Raw genomic sequence first — 16,675 nt, forward strand, 5'->3', positions numbered from 1 at the left:
GTGTAGTACCTAACGCTCAAATACCATCTTTGAATATAGAGTATGTGAAAACCATGCTATGCCAACCCTTACAACACCCTCTGCACCCTCTGCACCCTTTGCGCCCTTTGCGCCCTTCGCGTCTTCGCGTCTTCGCGCCTTCGCGTCTTCGCGTCTTTGCGTCTTCGCGCCTTCGCGTCTTCGCGCCTTCGCGTCTTCGCGCCTTCGCGTCTTCGCGCCTTCGCGTCTTCGCGTCTTTGCGTTCAAAACTCTGTGTCTTTGCTCTCTTTGTGCCTTCATGATTGAGGTGGATGATGAGTACAGTTATCCTTTTTACCGGCGGTGCCCGCAGTGGCAAAAGCCGTTGTGCCGAACAATACGCCGCTCGGCTCAGCGAACGTGTTGTGTACCTTGCCACGGCTACCGCCGACGATGATGAAATGCGGTTACGGATTGAACACCATCGTCAGCGCCGACCATCGACGTGGCGCACAATTGAAGCCACCACTCATCTCGCGACCGTGATTGCCGAACTACCGGTGGGAACGGTCGTGCTGCTCGATTGCTTATCGTTACTGGTGAGTAATCTGTTGCTGGCGAACGAATCACATCCTGAACCGGCCATTGAACGGGAGATCACCGATCTGCTGGCAGTCGTTCCTCAGCGTGATCTGACACTAATCGCCGTAACAAACGAAGTTGGGATGGGCATTGTGCCGGCCTATCCCCTTGGTCGGCGTTACCGTGATCTACTTGGGTTGGTGAATCAGCGCGTCGCCGCTGTTGCCACCGCAGTATATCTAGTTATCTGCGGTATTCCGGTCGAGCTGCGCGCATTGGAGGCTGCATGGAACCGCACGAAACTGTAGTCCACGGTGCGCTCGATGAAGCTGAGCTGGCAACGTTGGGGTTGCATGCCGAACAACTTATCGATTTCAGTAGTAATATCAATCCCTTTGGCCCGCCTGCAACTGTCTTGGCCGCCTTGCGTGCGCTCAATCCGGCTCCCTATCCCGACCGGAGCTGTCTCCGTCTGCGCCAACAGTTGGCGCACCTGCATCATTGTGATCCGGCTGCAGTGTTGGTCGGGAATGGTGCTAATGAGCTGATCCATCTCGTGGCGCGAGCGATAGGGCAGCCCGGCACGACTGCGCTCGTGGTGGCTCCGACCTACGGTGAATACGCCTATGCTGCCCACCTTGTTGGCATGACAATCGCTGAAGTGCGCAGTACTGCCGCCGATCAGTTCCAATTTGATCGCACCGTTCTTATCGCGGCTATTGAACACTTCCGTCCGCGTCTGCTCTGGCTCTGCTCGCCCAATAACCCAACCGGTGTGGCATTAGATACGGCGACCATCCGCGAATGTGCCCACGTCTGTGCGCGCTACGATGGTTGGCTGATACTCGACCGTGCCTATCTCTCGCTGACCCGTGACTACACCGGTTGCGATCCGCTTGACTCCATCGCCGTGCCCCGTCTGATCCGTATCTATTCGCTCACCAAAAGTTATGCCGTAGCCGGGTTGCGGATCGGCTATCTGATTACCACTCCCGACGTAGTCAGTACGATTGCCCGCTTTCAACCTGCGTGGAGTGTCAATAGTGCGGCACAGGCGGCAGCGTTGGCGATGATGGCCGATACCGCATTTTTATCGACAACACTACCACAACTATGGGCCGCGAGTGATGAACTGGTCGCCGGTTTGCATCGGCTTGGCTTGCACGTGTGGCGTTCCCAGATGCCCTTCATGCTGGTGCAAAGCACCGATGCAACCTTCACCCGCCGACAATTGTTGACCCACGGCTGTGTAGTACGTGATTGCACGTCGTTTGGTTTGCCGGATTGGGTACGGGTCGCGCCACGTCGTCCGGCAGAAAATGCACGTTTGCTGACGGCATGGCAGGTGCTGATACCGAAGTATGCTCATACCGGTGATGGTTAAGCTGCTTGTTTGTTAAACGTTTCACGAGGAACCATCATGCCTGCCCCTGTCGTAATGGTCATCGGTACCGCTTCATCGGTTGGCAAGAGCACGCTAGTCGCTGCACTCTGCCGGTTAGCTGCTCGACGCGGCTTGCGTGTTGCCCCGTTCAAAGCCCAAAACATGAGTAACAACGCCGCTGTGACGGCTGATGGCGGCGAGATCGCGCGCAGCACGGCGGTGCAAGCCGCGGCTGCCGGTATTGCTCCTACGGTTGCTATGAATCCAATCTTGATCAAGCCTGAAGGCCAGCGTCGCAGTCAGATCGTGGTTGAGGGCAAGCCGTGGCAAACCCTTGCTGCCGCCGATTTTTGGCAACGCAAGGCGCTGCTGTGGCCGGTGATCACCCGCAACCTTGATGCGCTGCGTGCCGAGTATGATCTGGTCATCGCTGAAGGCGCCGGCAGTCCGGTTGAGCTAAATCTGAAGGCCGGCGATCTGGTCAATATGCGGGTAGCTGTCTATGCCCAAGCCCGCACCTTGCTGGTCGGCGACATCGATCGCGGTGGGATCTTTGCCCAACTGCTCGGCACCTTGATGCTGCTCGAACCGGCTGAACGCCGTTTGATCGAGGGTCTGATCGTCAACCGCTTCCGCGGCGATCCGGCCTTGTTCGTCGATGGTGTGCGCATATTGGAAGAGCGCGGCGGTGTGCCGGTGCTGGGAGTGGTGCCATGGATTGAGGATCTTGATCTACCCGCCGAAGATGCGGTGGCACTCGAGCAAGCCCAACCGACCCCGGCGCAAGGTCTCACGATAACTGTCATTCGCTTACCGGCCATCGCCAATTTCGACGACTTCGACCCGCTGGCCCGCGAGCCGGGGGTGACGGTGCGCTACATTGATCACCCAGCGCAATTGGCCGGCGCGGCGGCGGTAATTCTGCCCGGTACCAAACACACCCTCGCTGCCCGGCGCTGGTTGCGTGAACGTGGATTTGATGAAGCGTTACGTCGTTTTCCCGGTGTCATTGTTGGTATCTGTGGCGGCTACCAACTGCTCGGCGAGCGAATTAGTGATCCCTTAGCGGTAGAAGGTAATGGCGGTGATGAAGTCGGTTTGAGTTTATTACCGGTCGAAACCATCTTCGTTATGGCAAAGCAGACAACGCAAACGGTAGCGCGCGCACGGGTACCGTGGGGAGGGCAAGCACCACTGCACGGTTACGAAATCCATATGGGCCGCACGCACCGGATCGGAGCAGCACCCGCGCTGTTGACCATTATCCAACGTGGTGCGCAGACCGTGCTCGAAGAAGATGGTTGTGTGAGCCATGATGGTCGTGTGTGGGGATGTTATCTCCATGGCCTCTTCACCAATGACGAGTTCCGGCACGGCTGGCTCCGACAGTTAGGCTGGCAACCGACAACAGCCGTCTCAGGATCGGTCGATCCGTTCGATCGTCTAGCCGATCACGTCGCACTCGCGTTCGGTGCGACGGTGCTCGACCGGTTATTCCCATTAACGGAGTGACCATCCCTCATCACCCACCCATAGCCGGATCGGAACACGTTCGGGTGGCAGGTCGAAGAGTAACGGTACGCTCCGCAGCCCGCTGTAAGGAGCAAAACGGTCTTCAAGCGCCAAATCACCGTATACGCTCCGCCCAAGCAGATCGAGGTAGCGGCTCGAAGCTCCGGCAATTGGTCGGTAGCGCTGGCCCGCATCATCTTCGAGCATAAAAACGGTGGCGGGTAATGTTCGTTCCAGCAGGGTATTATTACTCACTGCGATCAGTGCTACCCACAACGTTCCGGTAGGTTTAATGTCACCAATTCCCTGCTCAATCGCGACTACATCCTCGCGCCGGAGCAACCCGAACTGCCAGTCATCATACGTCACTAGGCGACCAATGGGCTGCATTGCCGGTTCTGGCGATGAAGTTGGTTGTGGGGTAGAGGTCGGTGGTAGGGGCGAGGGGGTTGGCACGTTCGGCGTTACCATCGTTCCACCGGCCAACGGTGTCGGTAACGGACCGATCGTCGCCAGTGTTGGTGGCAGATTGGTGGTAGAGAGTTGATGAGCTGGTGGTAAGGGTAGCTTTTGCCGCTGCCACATCACAACTGCCAGTAACCCACCGGCAATCAGTAAGAGCATCGCCGGCAATTTCCATCCCAATCGACGTTGGCGTGGTTGGGTTTGGTCGTGCCGTCGCGTTGAAGTCAGCGGTGGCGGTAGTGCCATCTCTCCACCGGCGGAGGTCGCCACCGGCGCCTTATTGAGAAGTTGGTTCAGCGGTGAGGAGTCTCTCCTCTCCGTCCCACCGATAAGGGGCATTGCCGTCGTCTGATTATTTGGTTCCCCACGGAGCAGGATCGGTGAGAGATGCGAGGGTTCAATCACTCGCTCTCCGCTTGGAGGGAGTGGGGAGCGGGGTGACGGGCCGATCCGACTCAGCGCTTCAGCGCGCTCAGCAGCGGTTGCAGCGACTCGCGCCAGCCCAATCCACACCCGTTGGTCGTAGGGGGCGATGCGGGCAAGCGCACGAAAAATTCGTCGTGCGGTGAATAGATCACCGCGGTGCGCAGCCAACGCACCGCGGCTTAGCCACTGCTCGATATCGATAACCTGCTCGTTGTCCACCCTACTTCCCGTACTTGCCAACGCGAGCTTACACTTAAACTCGCCGTAGCACAAGCCAACCTTGATTGGGATTGCTACGGGCAAAGAAGACCAGATCGGTCGCATCGGGGGCGACATCGAACAGAATAGCTACACTACGCACAAAGCCATCGGCGGGTACCGGATCACTATGGCTCAGGTCGGCATTGATCCCCCGGATCACATAGGCGTCTGACGCATCCAGACGCGGTGTCCACACTCGACCCTGCGCATCTTTCAGCACGAAGAAGTCAAGCGGAACCGGCTGATCTTGCCCGGTTGTATTCCGTACAAACGCCAACACAACCACGAATCGGCCATTGTTCGGAGTAATGCCATTGAGTGGACCAATAATCGGTGCAGCATAGGTAGGCTGATTGAAGTCGTATGCCCAACCATTGCTGGTCAATTCAGTACCGGGGTTAACCAACGTCGGGTTTGCTAAGGCCGGATCAATTGTCGGCGGTGGTGGCGGCGCCGGTTCTGGCGTTGGTTCGACAGTTGCCTCAGGCGTAGGCTCCTCACTCGGTACGGCCGTCGGTTCCGTAACCGGAGGGGTTGTCGGTGCCAGTGCAGACTCGGCGGTGGCGGCAGCGCTCGTTGCCGCTTGGCTGGTCGCCTGGGTAGATGGTGTACTGGCGGTACGGTTGCGCTGTGCCAGGAACAAAAAGCCTAGTCCTACACATGCTACCAGCAAAACAGCGAGCAAAATCACCGTGAGCGGCGTTACACCCTTCTTCGCCGGTACTGTCTCTGCCTCAAGATCGGTATTGTTCGGCTTGGGTGGGCCAGATCGCCGGAAAAGATTGCCCAGGCTAAAGCCACCACTACGGCGGGGCGGATTGGCCGCCGGCTTACCACTGCCACGCGCCCAACTAGTGCTGGGGCGGCTGCTTGGTCGTGATGGTGGCTCACTCGAACGTGAAGGACGTGATGCAGATGCTGTTGGTGCTCGCTCGCCTGCTGGTTGCTTGCTCGTCGGTTCACTGCCAAGGGTTGCTTCTGGACGGGGAACGGTGGGATCGCGCCGCACCGGGCCTGAATCGGCAGCCATAACCTCTGATAACTCATCGAGGGCGGCAAATGGATCATCCTCATCAATTTCGGGTGCCGGCGGTCGTGTAACCGGAGGAGACGTTGGTGGCGGTGTTGGCGCTGTTTGAGGGAGTGGCACTCCGAGGGCCTGTAATCCTTTCTTTGCCATCTCGTTGTTCGGATCAAGACGCAACACCTGCTCAAGCGCGGCCTGCCGCTCTTCACGATCTTCTGCAACACCGGCCAGCCAGAGCCATCCTTGAACATGATCGGGATGCTCGCGGGTCAGCAGGCGGAAGAGCTTGCGTGCTTCGTCCCTCTCCCCTTTTCGTGCGGCTTCAACGCCAAGCTGCAAGATGCTTTCGGGATCCGCCATGACCTGTCCTTCCTTTTATTCCCGCCTGAAGGCAGCAATCAGAATTGTGCGGTAATCGCGCCTATTCTAGCATGGATATTTGTAATGGTCAACACTTTTCACAGGATCTGACGCACTCATACGCGCTAGATACTACCCATGACTTGCAAAAGTGCAAATAGTTTTTTTCAAATCTCATAACTGAAACTCAGAGAGTCGCACAACGTGCGACTCTCTAAGGCCAAGCTCACACAATGAATGATCTAGACCGTAATTGCCCGCCCACGATGGATCCGTCCGGCGTAGCGCGTATCAGCTTCTGGCGGCAACGGGGCAGTGACCAACAAGACAGCCTCGATAAAGCGTTCCAACTCTTGCTGGCGCTCACGCGGATCACGTGGTTCTTCGGCGCGGGCACGCCGGGTCAAATCAACCTGATTGATCAGAATCCGCTGCGCGGTACGTTCACTTTCCACTCCAATCGTAGCCGTAAATGCATGGAGCGTTGTCTTCACGAAATTGGCCAGGGCAAATTGTTCGGTGCTCGATGTCGCCGTCGTTTCGGGTGTGACCAACGCCAAGCTCGCTCCGTCGCTCAGTGCAATCTTGCGGGCGACACGGAAATGGTGCGTTAGTTGATGTTCGCACAATTCGGCAAACTCTGCTTCACTAAGCACCGTACTCCAGTCGCTGTCCTTACGTCCAACCAACGGTGCGCTTGGTAGTGGCCGGAAGGGAGTGCAAACCACCGGACCTGGTCGGCCATAGTTGGCAATGGCTTGGTCAATGGCTGCTTCGATCTGGTCACCGGCAACGATGATCGGTAAACGACCGGCCTCAACGTGATCGTGCAAAAGATGACGCATCTTCTCGGCGCCGGCTTCCGTTTCGACGATCATCACAACCTGTCGCGCACCGTACCGCTCCAGATAGGCACGCGCCAATAAGTTGAGATGCTCGGTGAGATGTTCACCGATCAGATAGACGGTGCTCCCCACCAGTTCGGCCAGCCGTTCTGGCGCCGGTAATCCGAACAGTTCGCCACCGGTAGGAGTGCGTTCGTAGCGCAGGCCGCCCGATGGGTGGAAGGTTTCACCGCTGACGTTGCGGTCGGCGAGGTAGTAGACGGTCGCCATCGCCACGTCAAACTCGGTCGGCATACGCTGTAGGTACAGCATCCCCATAATGCCGTCGCGGACCTTCCGCGCCTCACGGTCGATTTGCGCACGGGTGAAAAAGGGATCGGGTGGTACTGGCAGGTTCGCAAAGATGTCAGCCGGTAGATCGTACCCACCGTTGATCAGCCGAGCCAGTAGCTTAGCCGCGATTGAGCGGTTGAGCAAGAAGCTGCTCGAAGAAGCTGCTGGGTCGCCCTCACTGTGGAATCGCTTTGCCAATGTTCGCAATACGTCAGGGGCTGTCGGATGTTGGGCAAGCGTGGTAACATCATTGGATAAGAGCAATTCAACCAGCTCACGCATTGGACGGCTGTCGGTGCGGGCTGCCGTAATCAGGGCAGCGTGCAGCTCATTGAGTCGCTTGTTCTCCAAGATCAGCCGTGCCCGTCGTGCGAATAGCCCAGGTCGCTCGCCGGTACCGCGTAACCGATCACCCTCAACCGGACCCGGCGCAATAGCGTTGATCTGAATCTCGGGGCCAAGGAAGCGGGCAAATACCTCAGCCATCGCTCGCTGACCGGCCTTGGAGACAGCGTAGTCGGCGCGGTTCGGGTAGGGAATTGCTGCATCTTTCTCGCCGCCAAAATACGACGAGACGTTGAGAACATAGCCACTCCCCTGCTTCTTCATGAGTGGCGCCAGTTTGCGCATCAGCGAGTAGTTGCTGATCAGATTGGCGTAGAGAGTATTCCGCCAGCCCTCAACTGGCATGTCGATCACCATCTCTTCGACCCCAGCGATACCAGCGTTGTTGATCAGGTAATCGACCGTGCCGAACGCAGCGAGTGTTCGTTCTACCAGATCAATGAGCTGTGCTTCACTGCTGACATCACAGCCTGGCGCAATCTGTACCCGCTCCTCCACGTCGGTGTAGCCGACCTCGGCCAATTCGGCCCGAATCATCGCTTGCATCTGTTCGAGCTTGTGTCGGTCGCGTGCAGCAAGCATCACACGCGCCCCGCTAAGGGCGAGCAAGCGACCGATTTGCCCGCCAATGCCGGCACTACCGCCGGTGATCAGCGCCACTTTGCCTAAATGCAAGCCGATGAGGCTTTCGGCCCAACCGACCGAGGCACTGCGGGCACCGGTCGTTGCACTAATGTCGGCCGGTATGGTCAGGGTAATCTCGTTGATCCGACGCTGGCTATGCAAGAGCTGTGCTGTCCACGCACAGGCAAACTCCAACCCTTCGAGGCTACGGTTCGTAAAACGCACAATCTGGCTGGCCCATACCGCAGGCAACACCCGTTCACCGGCTGCTGTTGCACGCTCATAGTCAAGGGCAGCCTCATGGCGCCAGACACGGATCAACTGTTCGATAGCGGCACTCTGAATCCGTCCGTAAGGGTTGCCAGCGGTGCCGGCGCCATTCGAGAGAAAGATGACACGCGGCTCGCGTGCCCGCGCTCCCGGTGCGATCCGCTGGGCTTGCCAATACCGTGCCAGTCGGCTTGCAATGATAATCGAACCAACGATCTCGTCGTTCAAAAACGCTTGCACATGGGCGTCGTCAATATCGATAACCTGCGTGGCCGGTTCGTGCCCCGACGCCGGAAGGATAACCGCAGCGTGGATACCTCCGGTATTCTCGCCGGCCCAGTCGAAGAGGGCATCGATCGTGCTCGGATTACGTGGGTCGATTGGAAGGGCAATTGGCGGTATAAACGACTCGCCGGCCAGGCGCCGACTCTCACCGATCGCCTGCTCGAATTGGGCGAGTGCCGCTTCCGAACGAAAGCCGATAATCACTTCACTCCCACATGTGCGGAGCATACCGGTGAGGGCCATCACTTCTTCGATCTGATCGCCGGCACAGATTAGCGTCGTGCGGCCATTTGCGTCGATGGTGCGAAGGTCGGTGCGGGCGAGCAGACTCGTTTCACTGCTGGCCGGCAATTCCATGCCGTGTGTCACCTCTATCGTCTCACCGGTCAGGGCCGCTGTTTCATCACTGGCCAGAAAGACTGCTGCATCGGCTACGTCACAGATGGTAGGGAAGCGGCGTTCGAGCTGGCCTTGATCGTTGGCGCGATACAACCGCATCGTGGCGAGGAACTGGGTAGCCGTATCACCTTCTGGCCGGCCTTTGAGCTGGTCCATGCGTTGAAAGACGGTCTGAATCCGTTCACTCTCGATTGGGCCGGGGAAGATCGTATTGACGCGGATGCCCCGAGTACCAAGCTCACGCGCTGCAAGTTGGGTAAGCGTATTGAGGGCTGCTTTCGGGACAACATACGGAATACGACCATAATATTCAGCCCGCGAAAAGATAGTCGAAATGTTAATAATCGCGCTACCGGGCGGCATATGAGGGGAGAGAATTCGCATCAGATGCCACGCCATGCCCAGGAGATTCGCGACACTTGTACTCAACGCCTCTTCATCATCGAGGTCACAGTCGGTTTCGTTTAGAGGTATCTCGGCCAATCGTCGTTGGGCGCCGGTACTCCCTGCATTATTAACCAGAATGTCAATGTGCCCATGCCGACCAATGATCGCTTCAACGCCGGCGCGCACTGCCGCCGGATCACTCCCATCCATCACTTCAAGATCGATCCGTTTTGCCGGTACACCCGCTTCGCTCCGTAGCCGTTCGGCCAACGTCGCCAGTTTGGCGCTGTTCCGTCCGCTGATGATCACGGTGGCACCCTCGGCGAGAAAGCGACGGGTCATTTCACTTCCGATGTTCCCTGCACCGCCGGTAATTAGCGCAATCTTTCCTGCTAATCGCCCTGTTACGCTCATGCGCTCCCCCATCGCCAGTGGTTGGCGCTGTCTTAACATTACGCCTGTTACGTTACGATAGTTATAGTATACCATGCTCTTGTTCTAAATTTCACACACTGTTCCTTCGTTCTGCCTAACCTTTGCACGGTCAAGCGTGGTATGATGCATAAGTCTCCAGGCTTACCAGGGAGGTTATGATGCAGCGTCTGTTTTCGTCGGCTGCGCTTCGCAATTTGCAACGATTGCGCCGCGATCCTCTGACGCTACTGGCCGAATTGGCGGATCGTGGTGATCTGGTTCCGTTTCGTGCCGGCCCGCAAGAGATGCTGTTAGTCAACCATCCGTCATTTATCCGTGACGTATTGGTGACCCACAATCGTGCCTTTGTGAAAGGCCGTGTGCTGGAACGGGCAAAACGGTTACTGGGCGAGGGTTTGCTCACGAGCGAAGGGGAGGTGCATTTGCGCCACCGCCGGTTGATTCAACCGGCCTTCCATCGGCAACGGATTGCCGCTTATGGCGAGACAATGGTGGCATCTGCCGCCGATCGGAGCGCACGCTGGACCGACGGCGCCGTGCTTGATGTGAATCGCGAACTCATGGCGATTACGTTGCGTGTTGTCGGTGCTACTCTCTTCGCCGTAGAGACGGAATCCGATGCCGATGAGGTCTTTGCCGCAATGCATGATCTGGTGGCGATGTTCGATCTAGCCGTCTTGCCGTTTGCCGATTGGCTGCTGGCTCTGCCGTTACCGCCGGTGCGTCGCTTTCAAACGGCAAAAACTCGGCTTGATACCATCATCTACCGGATTATCGCCCAACGTCGAGCCAATCCGGTTGATCACGGCGATCTCCTCTCGATGTTACTGTTGGCCGTCGATCATGAACGTGGTGGGTATCGAATGACCGATACACAACTACGTGATGAGGTGCTTACCCTCTTTTTAGCCGGTCATGAGACGACCGCCAATGCCTTAACGTGGGCTTTGTATCTGCTTGCCCTCCATCCACCGATTGCAGCACGGCTGAAGGCCGAGTTGACGACTGTGCTCGGTAATCGCGATCCCACGGTTGCCGATCTGCCGGCCCTCCGCTATACCGAATGGCTGTTTGCCGAGGCGCTGCGTCTCTATCCACCGGCGTGGTTGATCGGACGGCGCGCTATCGCACCGGTGACGATTGGCGATATGCGGGTGCAGCCTCAGACCATTGTGCTGATGAGTCCGTGGTTGATGCATCATGACCCGCGCTTCTTCCCCGATCCCTATCGCTGTGATCCGTTACGTCACACGCCTGAAGCCCAAGCGGCACGACCAAAATTCGCCTTCTTTCCCTTTGGTGGTGGTCCGCGGAATTGCATCGGTGAACCGTTTGCATGGATGGAAGGGGTGTTGGTCCTGGCAACACTGGCTCGACGCTGGCGGTTTGATCTTGTGCCTGAGCATCCGGTCGTTTTGCAGACGGGGATAACTCTTCGTCCGCGTTATGGGATTCGTTTGCGGTTATCATCGTGTAATGACCGTGCTACAATGTAATATTGAACGTACTTGTCGTTATGCGATTCCTGGATAGCTGATTGCTAACCTATGAATAGTGTTGTCGCACATGACTATGAAGCGGTGTATACCACCGCTGCTACTATTGATGAGTCTGACCGGGGGCGACTCTGGATGCGAGGTCGTGATCGGGCGTCGCTGTTACATCGCCTCTCGACGAACCATATTGAGCGACTGCAACCCGGGCAGGGAACATTGACGGTACTCACCACGCCAATCGGTCGCATGATCGACCTACTGCGGGTGTACGCCCTTCCCGACGCACTCTTGCTGGAAACGGGACTGCGTCATGGCGGGCCAATCTTGCGCCATTTGCGTAAAAATATCTTTTTTAACGACCAGGTCACCGTTGCAGATGCCGGTAGTGAATTGGGTCAGATCGGTATCTATGGGCCGCAGGCCGGTGAGGCTGTGCAAGCTCTTGGTTTACCGATGGTCGCGGAACGCTATGGAATCGTTGCTGCGCAGTGGGAAGAGACGCCGGTATTGATCGCCCGTTGTGAGCCGCTCGGTGGTGATGGCTATACCCTTTATCCGCCGGTAGCCCAAACCGAGGCGTTGCTGGCTGCGCTAGTTGCTGCTGGTGCTATGCCACTTAATGCTGAGACCGCTGAGTTAGTGCGTATCGAACATGGGTATCCGCGCTTTGGGCATGAAATCACCCTCGACTACATTCCGCTCGAGGCCGATCTGTGGCATGCGGTGAGTTTTCAGAAGGGTTGCTACGTCGGCCAAGAGATTATTGCACGTATGGAAAGCCGAGGTCGGATTGCTAAGCAGTTGCGCGGGTTGCGATTGATGGCACTGCCGCCAATCGTACCTGCTCCGCTCATGGCTGACGGTAAAGAGGTTGGTGTGCTCACCAGTGCTGCCCACTCGCCGCGATATGGCGTGATCGGGTTGGCGTATGTGCGTAGTGGTTACGCTGATGCTGGTACGACGGTGCTGGTTGCCGATCAGGTAGCAAAAGTGTGCCGGTTGCCCTTTACCGCTGAGTAGGTAGGAAATTGACCACATGAGCCGTAATGAGCCTGGCCGCCAATTGATCAACGAACTCGAACGCCAACGCGATCTGTTGCGCCGCCAACAAGAGCGTGATCAGCGGATTTTGACCACGTTGTATGCAATCGGCTTGGTTGCACGTGACCATCCGTCGCTGCGCGTCATGTTCGAGACCATTGTGCATGAGTTACACAACGTGTTTGAGTTTGATTCCTGTTACCTCGCCCTGTGTGATGAACAGCCCGAACGGTTTAGGGCGGCGCTCTTGTATGATGAGGGGCTTGTCGAATTTCTTGAAAACCGTGAATATGGCTATCTGACCGGTCTCATTGTGCGTCGGCGCGAGCCGATCCTCTTCGGCGATCTGGTTGTCGAGCGTGATACAACATTGCCGACAGTCCCCTTTGGCAATGTTACGAAACTCTCGCGTTCGTGGGTTGGAGTGCCGCTGATGATCAGTGAGGCGGTTATCGGGGTGATTTCCCTCCAGAGCTACGAACCTTATCGCTACAATCAAGAGACTGTCGATCTGTTACAGCGGGTGGCTAATGTCATTGCGTTGGCGCTTGAAAATGTCGTTCTCAACGCCGAGCAGGATCGGCTCAGCCGTGAATTGGCCGAGCAACTGGCCGCTCGGAGTGAGGAGTTGGCCTCGCTTAGCCGATTGGCTGCAACGTTGGTTGATCCCCGTCCACTCGATGAGGTGCTCAATGAGTCGTTATCAATTGCGCTGACAACGCTGCACTTTGATGCCGGTAATGTGCGATTACTCGATGAAACCGGTACTCTTTTAGTATTGCGCGCCCAACAGGGTTTTACTGAGGAGTATGTTGAGCAAACGTACCAGGTGCCAATCGAGATAAGTCCGCTCCGTGAGGTGATTACCAACGTCCAACCCCGGATTATCGAGCGCGAGTGGTATGCGCGCTACGATCCGGCACAATTTCCATTACACCTCTTCCCACGCTTCGAGTCGACGATTAACTTACCGTTGGTCGTTGGCCGGCGAGTATTGGGTACATTAAGCCTGTTTGGTTTTAGCCCACGTGAATTAGCCCCTCACGAATTGGTGCTGGCGCAGGCAGTCGCGAATCAAATCGCCATTCTGATCGAACACAGCCGTTTAACTGAAGAGCGTGAACGACAAATTTCCGAATTGCGCGCGATGCGCGAGATCAGCCTCGCCGCTTCGACGACCCAAACTGCTCACGAGTTGTTGCAACGGGCTGCAACCGAGTTAAGCGCCTGTATGGCTCTTGATGTGTTTTCGATGGTGATTTATGATCCAGTGCGCCATTTGATCAGCGATGGGATTACGCTCGATGAGGGAAATGTCTACCGATACTGGATTAGTCAACCACCACCACCCCGTTCACTGACCGCCTGGATTCTGCGTGAGTGTCAGCCGATTTTTCTCAATAATTTGCCCTCTGAAATTACAACATTGCCTGATGTTGAAGGGGTGATCATCGGCGTCGATCGGATGGCGCAATCGTGGATTGGTTGGCCGTTACTCGATCGCGATGGTCGCCCGATCGGGGTTGTCTCCGTCCAGAGTTACCGGCCATACGCATTTACGCTCCGTGATATGGAGTTTCTCGGTAATGTGGCTGCGCAGTTGGCGTTGCACGTGCAAAATGTTACCTTGCAAGTTCAACGCACACGCCAGATTGCCGAGTTGCAGGCGATTAATCAAATCGGGACGCTGGTGGCGGCGTCGTATGATCTTGACCGCATTTTTCACGAAGTCCGGCGCATCGTGGTCGATTTGACGGAGGCTTCTGTCTTTTATCTGTTGCTGTGTGACCCAGACACGCGCGTGGTGCAGTATGCCGTTTTTGTTGAGCATCACCATCAATTTGGGGCCGAGTTGATGGGTCGCCCGATACCTTCTCGCTCCCTCACCGATTGGCTCCTGATCCAACGTCGTTCATTACGTTTCGATGATCTGAGTGTCGAACGTGATCGGATCGAAGCGTTAGGCATCCAACCGTATCCGATAGGTTCATCCCACCTCATGCGTTCGTGGGTTGGAGTGCCGTTGTTAGCCCAGAACGAGGTTGCCATCGGCGTACTGGCGCTGCAAGATGAACGGCCGTACCGCTACGATGATGGCACGGTCGATTTCCTTGCCCAAATTGCCAGTCTCCTCAGCTTGGCAGTGCAGAAGGTGCGTCTGTTTGAAGAACGCGAACGACAGGCCAAAGAGAATGCGTGGCTGTTCAAGGAGGCGCAAGCACACGCGATTGCTGCCGAGCGACAGGCGGCCCGGATGGCGTTGGTTAACCGTATCGCCAGCTTACTCGCTACCCGCCTTGATCAACAGGCGATTCTTGAAATCGCTACTCGTGAATTGGTGCAGTTATTCTGGGCCGATCATACCGGTCTGGTGTTGTTCCAGGATAATGAAACCGGTGTGGTGGCCGCTGAATATCCGCAGATTGGGATACTGGATACTAAGATTCCTCTCCGTGGCAATCCGCTGGTTAACGCATTACAAACCACGCGCCATCCACAGGTGATCCACGATATTGCTACCGATCCTCGCGCCACAACGTTACGTGAATACTGGCAGTCAATAGGAATACGTTCGCTGGTCATCGTGCCACTGATCAGTCGTGATCAGGTGTTTGGCTCGATCTCGTTTGATAGTTTTGGTGAACCTCGTTCCTATACTGAGGACGAGTTGGAATTGATGATGACCGTTGCAACATCGGTGGCGACAGCCTATGCAAATGCGATGCTCTTTGCCGCCGAGCAAGAACAACGCCGAACTGCCGAGACGTTGCGCGAAGTGGCCCGGGTGCTGAGTTCGAGCTTTGATCCGCACGAAGTTTTGCCGCTTGTGCTGGCCGAATTGCGTAAGCTGATCAACTATGATACGGCAACGATTATGTTGGTCGATGGTTCGGTCTTGCGGATTGCCGCAGCGAGTGGCTGGCCGGCCGATAGTGTGCCGCTTGGGCGTACCTTGCCGGTTGCAGCGAGTGGCGCCGGTAACGTCGTTCGCCAACGCAAGCCGATCTTGTTGGTTGCTCCACCTAACGGTACGATTTGGCCGAAAGGTGATATGGGCGACCGGATTTTGACGTGGCTCGGTGTCCCCCTGATTTCCAAAGGCCGCGTGCTCGGCGTACTCAATATCGACTCGTACCGCCGGAATGCATTCAATGCACGTGATCTTGAGGTGGCGCAGACGTTTGCCAACCATGCCGCCATCGCTATCGAAAATGCTCAGCTTTACCAAGAGTCGGTGGCACGGGTTGAGCAAGAACTCGCAATTGCACGCCAGATACAATCAAACCTCTTCCCGCGCACGCTACCGAGCTGTTCGGGAGTGTCGATTGCAGCACGTTGTTTACCCGCCCGTGAAACCGGTGGCGATTTCTACGATGTGATCGACCTTGGCTCGCGAATTGGGATAATCATCGGTGATGTGAGCGGGAAGTCGTTGCCGGCGGCGATGTTGATGGCCGTGGCGCGTTCAACTGCCCGCTCCGAGGCGCGTAATCACGAGCTTCCTCGTTTGATGATGGCCGAGACTAACCGCTGGTTGGTTGAGGATGTGCCACGGAATACCTTTGTCGCTCTTGGCTATGCTTTGATCGATCCAATAGAGCATCGGTTGATTTTGTCTAATGCCGGTCAATTGGCGCCGTTGCTACGTCATAGTGATGGGCGCACCAGCTTTCTAGAAACTGCCGGGGCGCTGCCGCTCGGTATGCAGCGTGATGCCCGTTACAATCAGATCGAACTCGAATTATGCTCCGGTGATACGTTGGTGTTCTACACCGATGGGGTGGTCGAAGCCCAGAATCGGCAACATGAGCTGTTCGGTTTTGACCGGCTCGAACGTTTGGTTCGCCATTGGGGTCATTTGCCTCCCGAAGCATTGCTTGAACGGTTGCTGGCTGAAGTGCGATCGTTTAGCGAAGGCTGTTCGGTTCACGATGATATGACGATCGTGATTGTGCATATGGAGCCTGAAACGAACATGCACAGTGGTGCATAATATCGCATCATGGAAAAGGTTATAAGTACAGGAAACGTGCGCGTATTGTTGCCCTGTCCGACGACCGGCCCTTTGCAGCTTCGCGCCTTTGCGTTTTTGGGGGCGCGGTCCCGACTCGCTATGCAGCTTCGCGCCTTTGCGTTTTTGGGGGCGCGGTCCCGACTCGCTATGCAGCTTCGCGCCTTTGCGTTTTTGGGGGCGCGGTCCCGACTCGCTATGCAGCTTCGCGCCTTTGCGTTTTTGGGG

9 protein-coding genes are annotated in these 16,675 nt (G+C 56.6%); 6 read left to right on the forward strand and 3 right to left on the reverse strand.

Annotation, left to right across the window (positions count from 1 at the left end; translation table 11 throughout):
* Positions 1-293: 293 nt before the first annotated feature.
* From cobU to AC01ZF_RS16750, 3 genes are read left to right on the forward strand one after another with little or no spacing between them, the layout of a single operon-like run.
* Positions 294-848 carry a bifunctional adenosylcobinamide kinase/adenosylcobinamide-phosphate guanylyltransferase gene (gene cobU, locus AC01ZF_RS16740; protein ID WP_424676644.1) on the forward strand — a complete coding sequence of 185 codons (555 nt, stop codon included), beginning with the start codon at positions 294-296 and terminating at the stop codon, positions 846-848.
* Positions 827-1,924 carry a pyridoxal phosphate-dependent aminotransferase gene (locus tag AC01ZF_RS16745; protein ID WP_424676643.1) on the forward strand — a complete coding sequence of 366 codons (1,098 nt, stop codon included), beginning with the start codon at positions 827-829 and terminating at the stop codon, positions 1,922-1,924. Before cobU ends, AC01ZF_RS16745 begins: the two co-directional genes overlap by 22 nt.
* A 36-nt stretch (positions 1,925-1,960) precedes the next feature.
* Entirely contained in the window at positions 1,961-3,436 is a 1,476-nt protein-coding gene (locus tag AC01ZF_RS16750) for a cobyric acid synthase (RefSeq protein WP_424676642.1), read from the forward strand.
* On the opposite strand, the gene AC01ZF_RS16755 is transcribed toward AC01ZF_RS16750, so the two are convergent.
* The 3 genes from AC01ZF_RS16755 to AC01ZF_RS16765 all read right to left on the reverse strand — a co-directional run bounded on the left by AC01ZF_RS16755 (position 3,425) and on the right by AC01ZF_RS16765 (position 9,877).
* Positions 3,425-4,546, reverse strand: a complete 1,122-nt coding sequence (locus AC01ZF_RS16755; protein ID WP_424676641.1) for a tetratricopeptide repeat-containing protein — start codon at positions 4,544-4,546, stop codon at positions 3,425-3,427. The genes AC01ZF_RS16750 and AC01ZF_RS16755 overlap by 12 nt on opposite strands.
* 34 nt (positions 4,547-4,580) lie before the next feature.
* A complete protein-coding gene (locus tag AC01ZF_RS16760; RefSeq protein WP_424676640.1) occupies positions 4,581-5,975 on the reverse strand; it encodes a tetratricopeptide repeat protein in 1,395 nt (464 codons plus the stop codon).
* 242 nt (positions 5,976-6,217) lie between these two features.
* Positions 6,218-9,877, reverse strand: a complete 3,660-nt coding sequence (locus AC01ZF_RS16765) for an SDR family NAD(P)-dependent oxidoreductase (RefSeq protein ID WP_476575521.1) — start codon at positions 9,875-9,877, stop codon at positions 6,218-6,220.
* A 176-nt stretch (positions 9,878-10,053) separates the two neighbouring features.
* On the opposite strand from AC01ZF_RS16765, the gene AC01ZF_RS16770 reads away from it, so the two are divergent.
* The 3 genes from AC01ZF_RS16770 to AC01ZF_RS16780 are packed head-to-tail and all read left to right on the forward strand — an operon-like array spanning position 10,054 to position 16,429.
* Positions 10,054-11,394, forward strand: a complete 1,341-nt coding sequence (locus AC01ZF_RS16770; protein WP_424676638.1) for a cytochrome P450 — start codon at positions 10,054-10,056, stop codon at positions 11,392-11,394.
* 51 nt (positions 11,395-11,445) lie between these two features.
* Complete coding sequence (gene ygfZ / locus AC01ZF_RS16775; protein ID WP_428131345.1) at positions 11,446-12,414, forward strand: CAF17-like 4Fe-4S cluster assembly/insertion protein YgfZ; 969 nt, start codon at positions 11,446-11,448, stop codon at positions 12,412-12,414.
* Between the two features lie 16 nt (positions 12,415-12,430).
* Positions 12,431-16,429 (forward strand): GAF domain-containing protein, encoded by a 3,999-nt coding sequence (locus AC01ZF_RS16780; RefSeq protein WP_428112314.1) that lies wholly within the window; start codon positions 12,431-12,433, stop codon positions 16,427-16,429.
* Positions 16,430-16,675: the final 246 nt, after the last annotated feature.

The sequence above is a fragment of the Chloroflexus sp. genome (genome assembly GCF_056331925.1).

Bases quoted from the DNA above. Each gene is read 5' to 3' on its own strand.
- cobU (WP_424676644.1), top strand. From the start codon at position 294: ATGAGTACAGTTATCCTTTTTACCGGCGGTGCCCGCAGTGGCAAAAGC.
- AC01ZF_RS16745 (WP_424676643.1), top strand. From the start codon at position 827: ATGGAACCGCACGAAACTGTAGTCCACGGTGCGCTCGATGAAGCTGAG.
- AC01ZF_RS16750 (WP_424676642.1), top strand. From the start codon at position 1,961: ATGCCTGCCCCTGTCGTAATGGTCATCGGTACCGCTTCATCGGTTGGC.
- AC01ZF_RS16760 (WP_424676640.1), bottom strand. From the start codon at position 5,975: ATGGCGGATCCCGAAAGCATCTTGCAGCTTGGCGTTGAAGCCGCACGA.
- AC01ZF_RS16765 (WP_476575521.1), bottom strand. From the start codon at position 9,877: ATGAGCGTAACAGGGCGATTAGCAGGAAAGATTGCGCTAATTACCGGC.
- AC01ZF_RS16770 (WP_424676638.1), top strand. From the start codon at position 10,054: ATGATGCAGCGTCTGTTTTCGTCGGCTGCGCTTCGCAATTTGCAACGA.
- ygfZ (WP_428131345.1), top strand. From the start codon at position 11,446: ATGAATAGTGTTGTCGCACATGACTATGAAGCGGTGTATACCACCGCT.
- AC01ZF_RS16780 (WP_428112314.1), top strand. From the start codon at position 12,431: ATGAGCCGTAATGAGCCTGGCCGCCAATTGATCAACGAACTCGAACGC.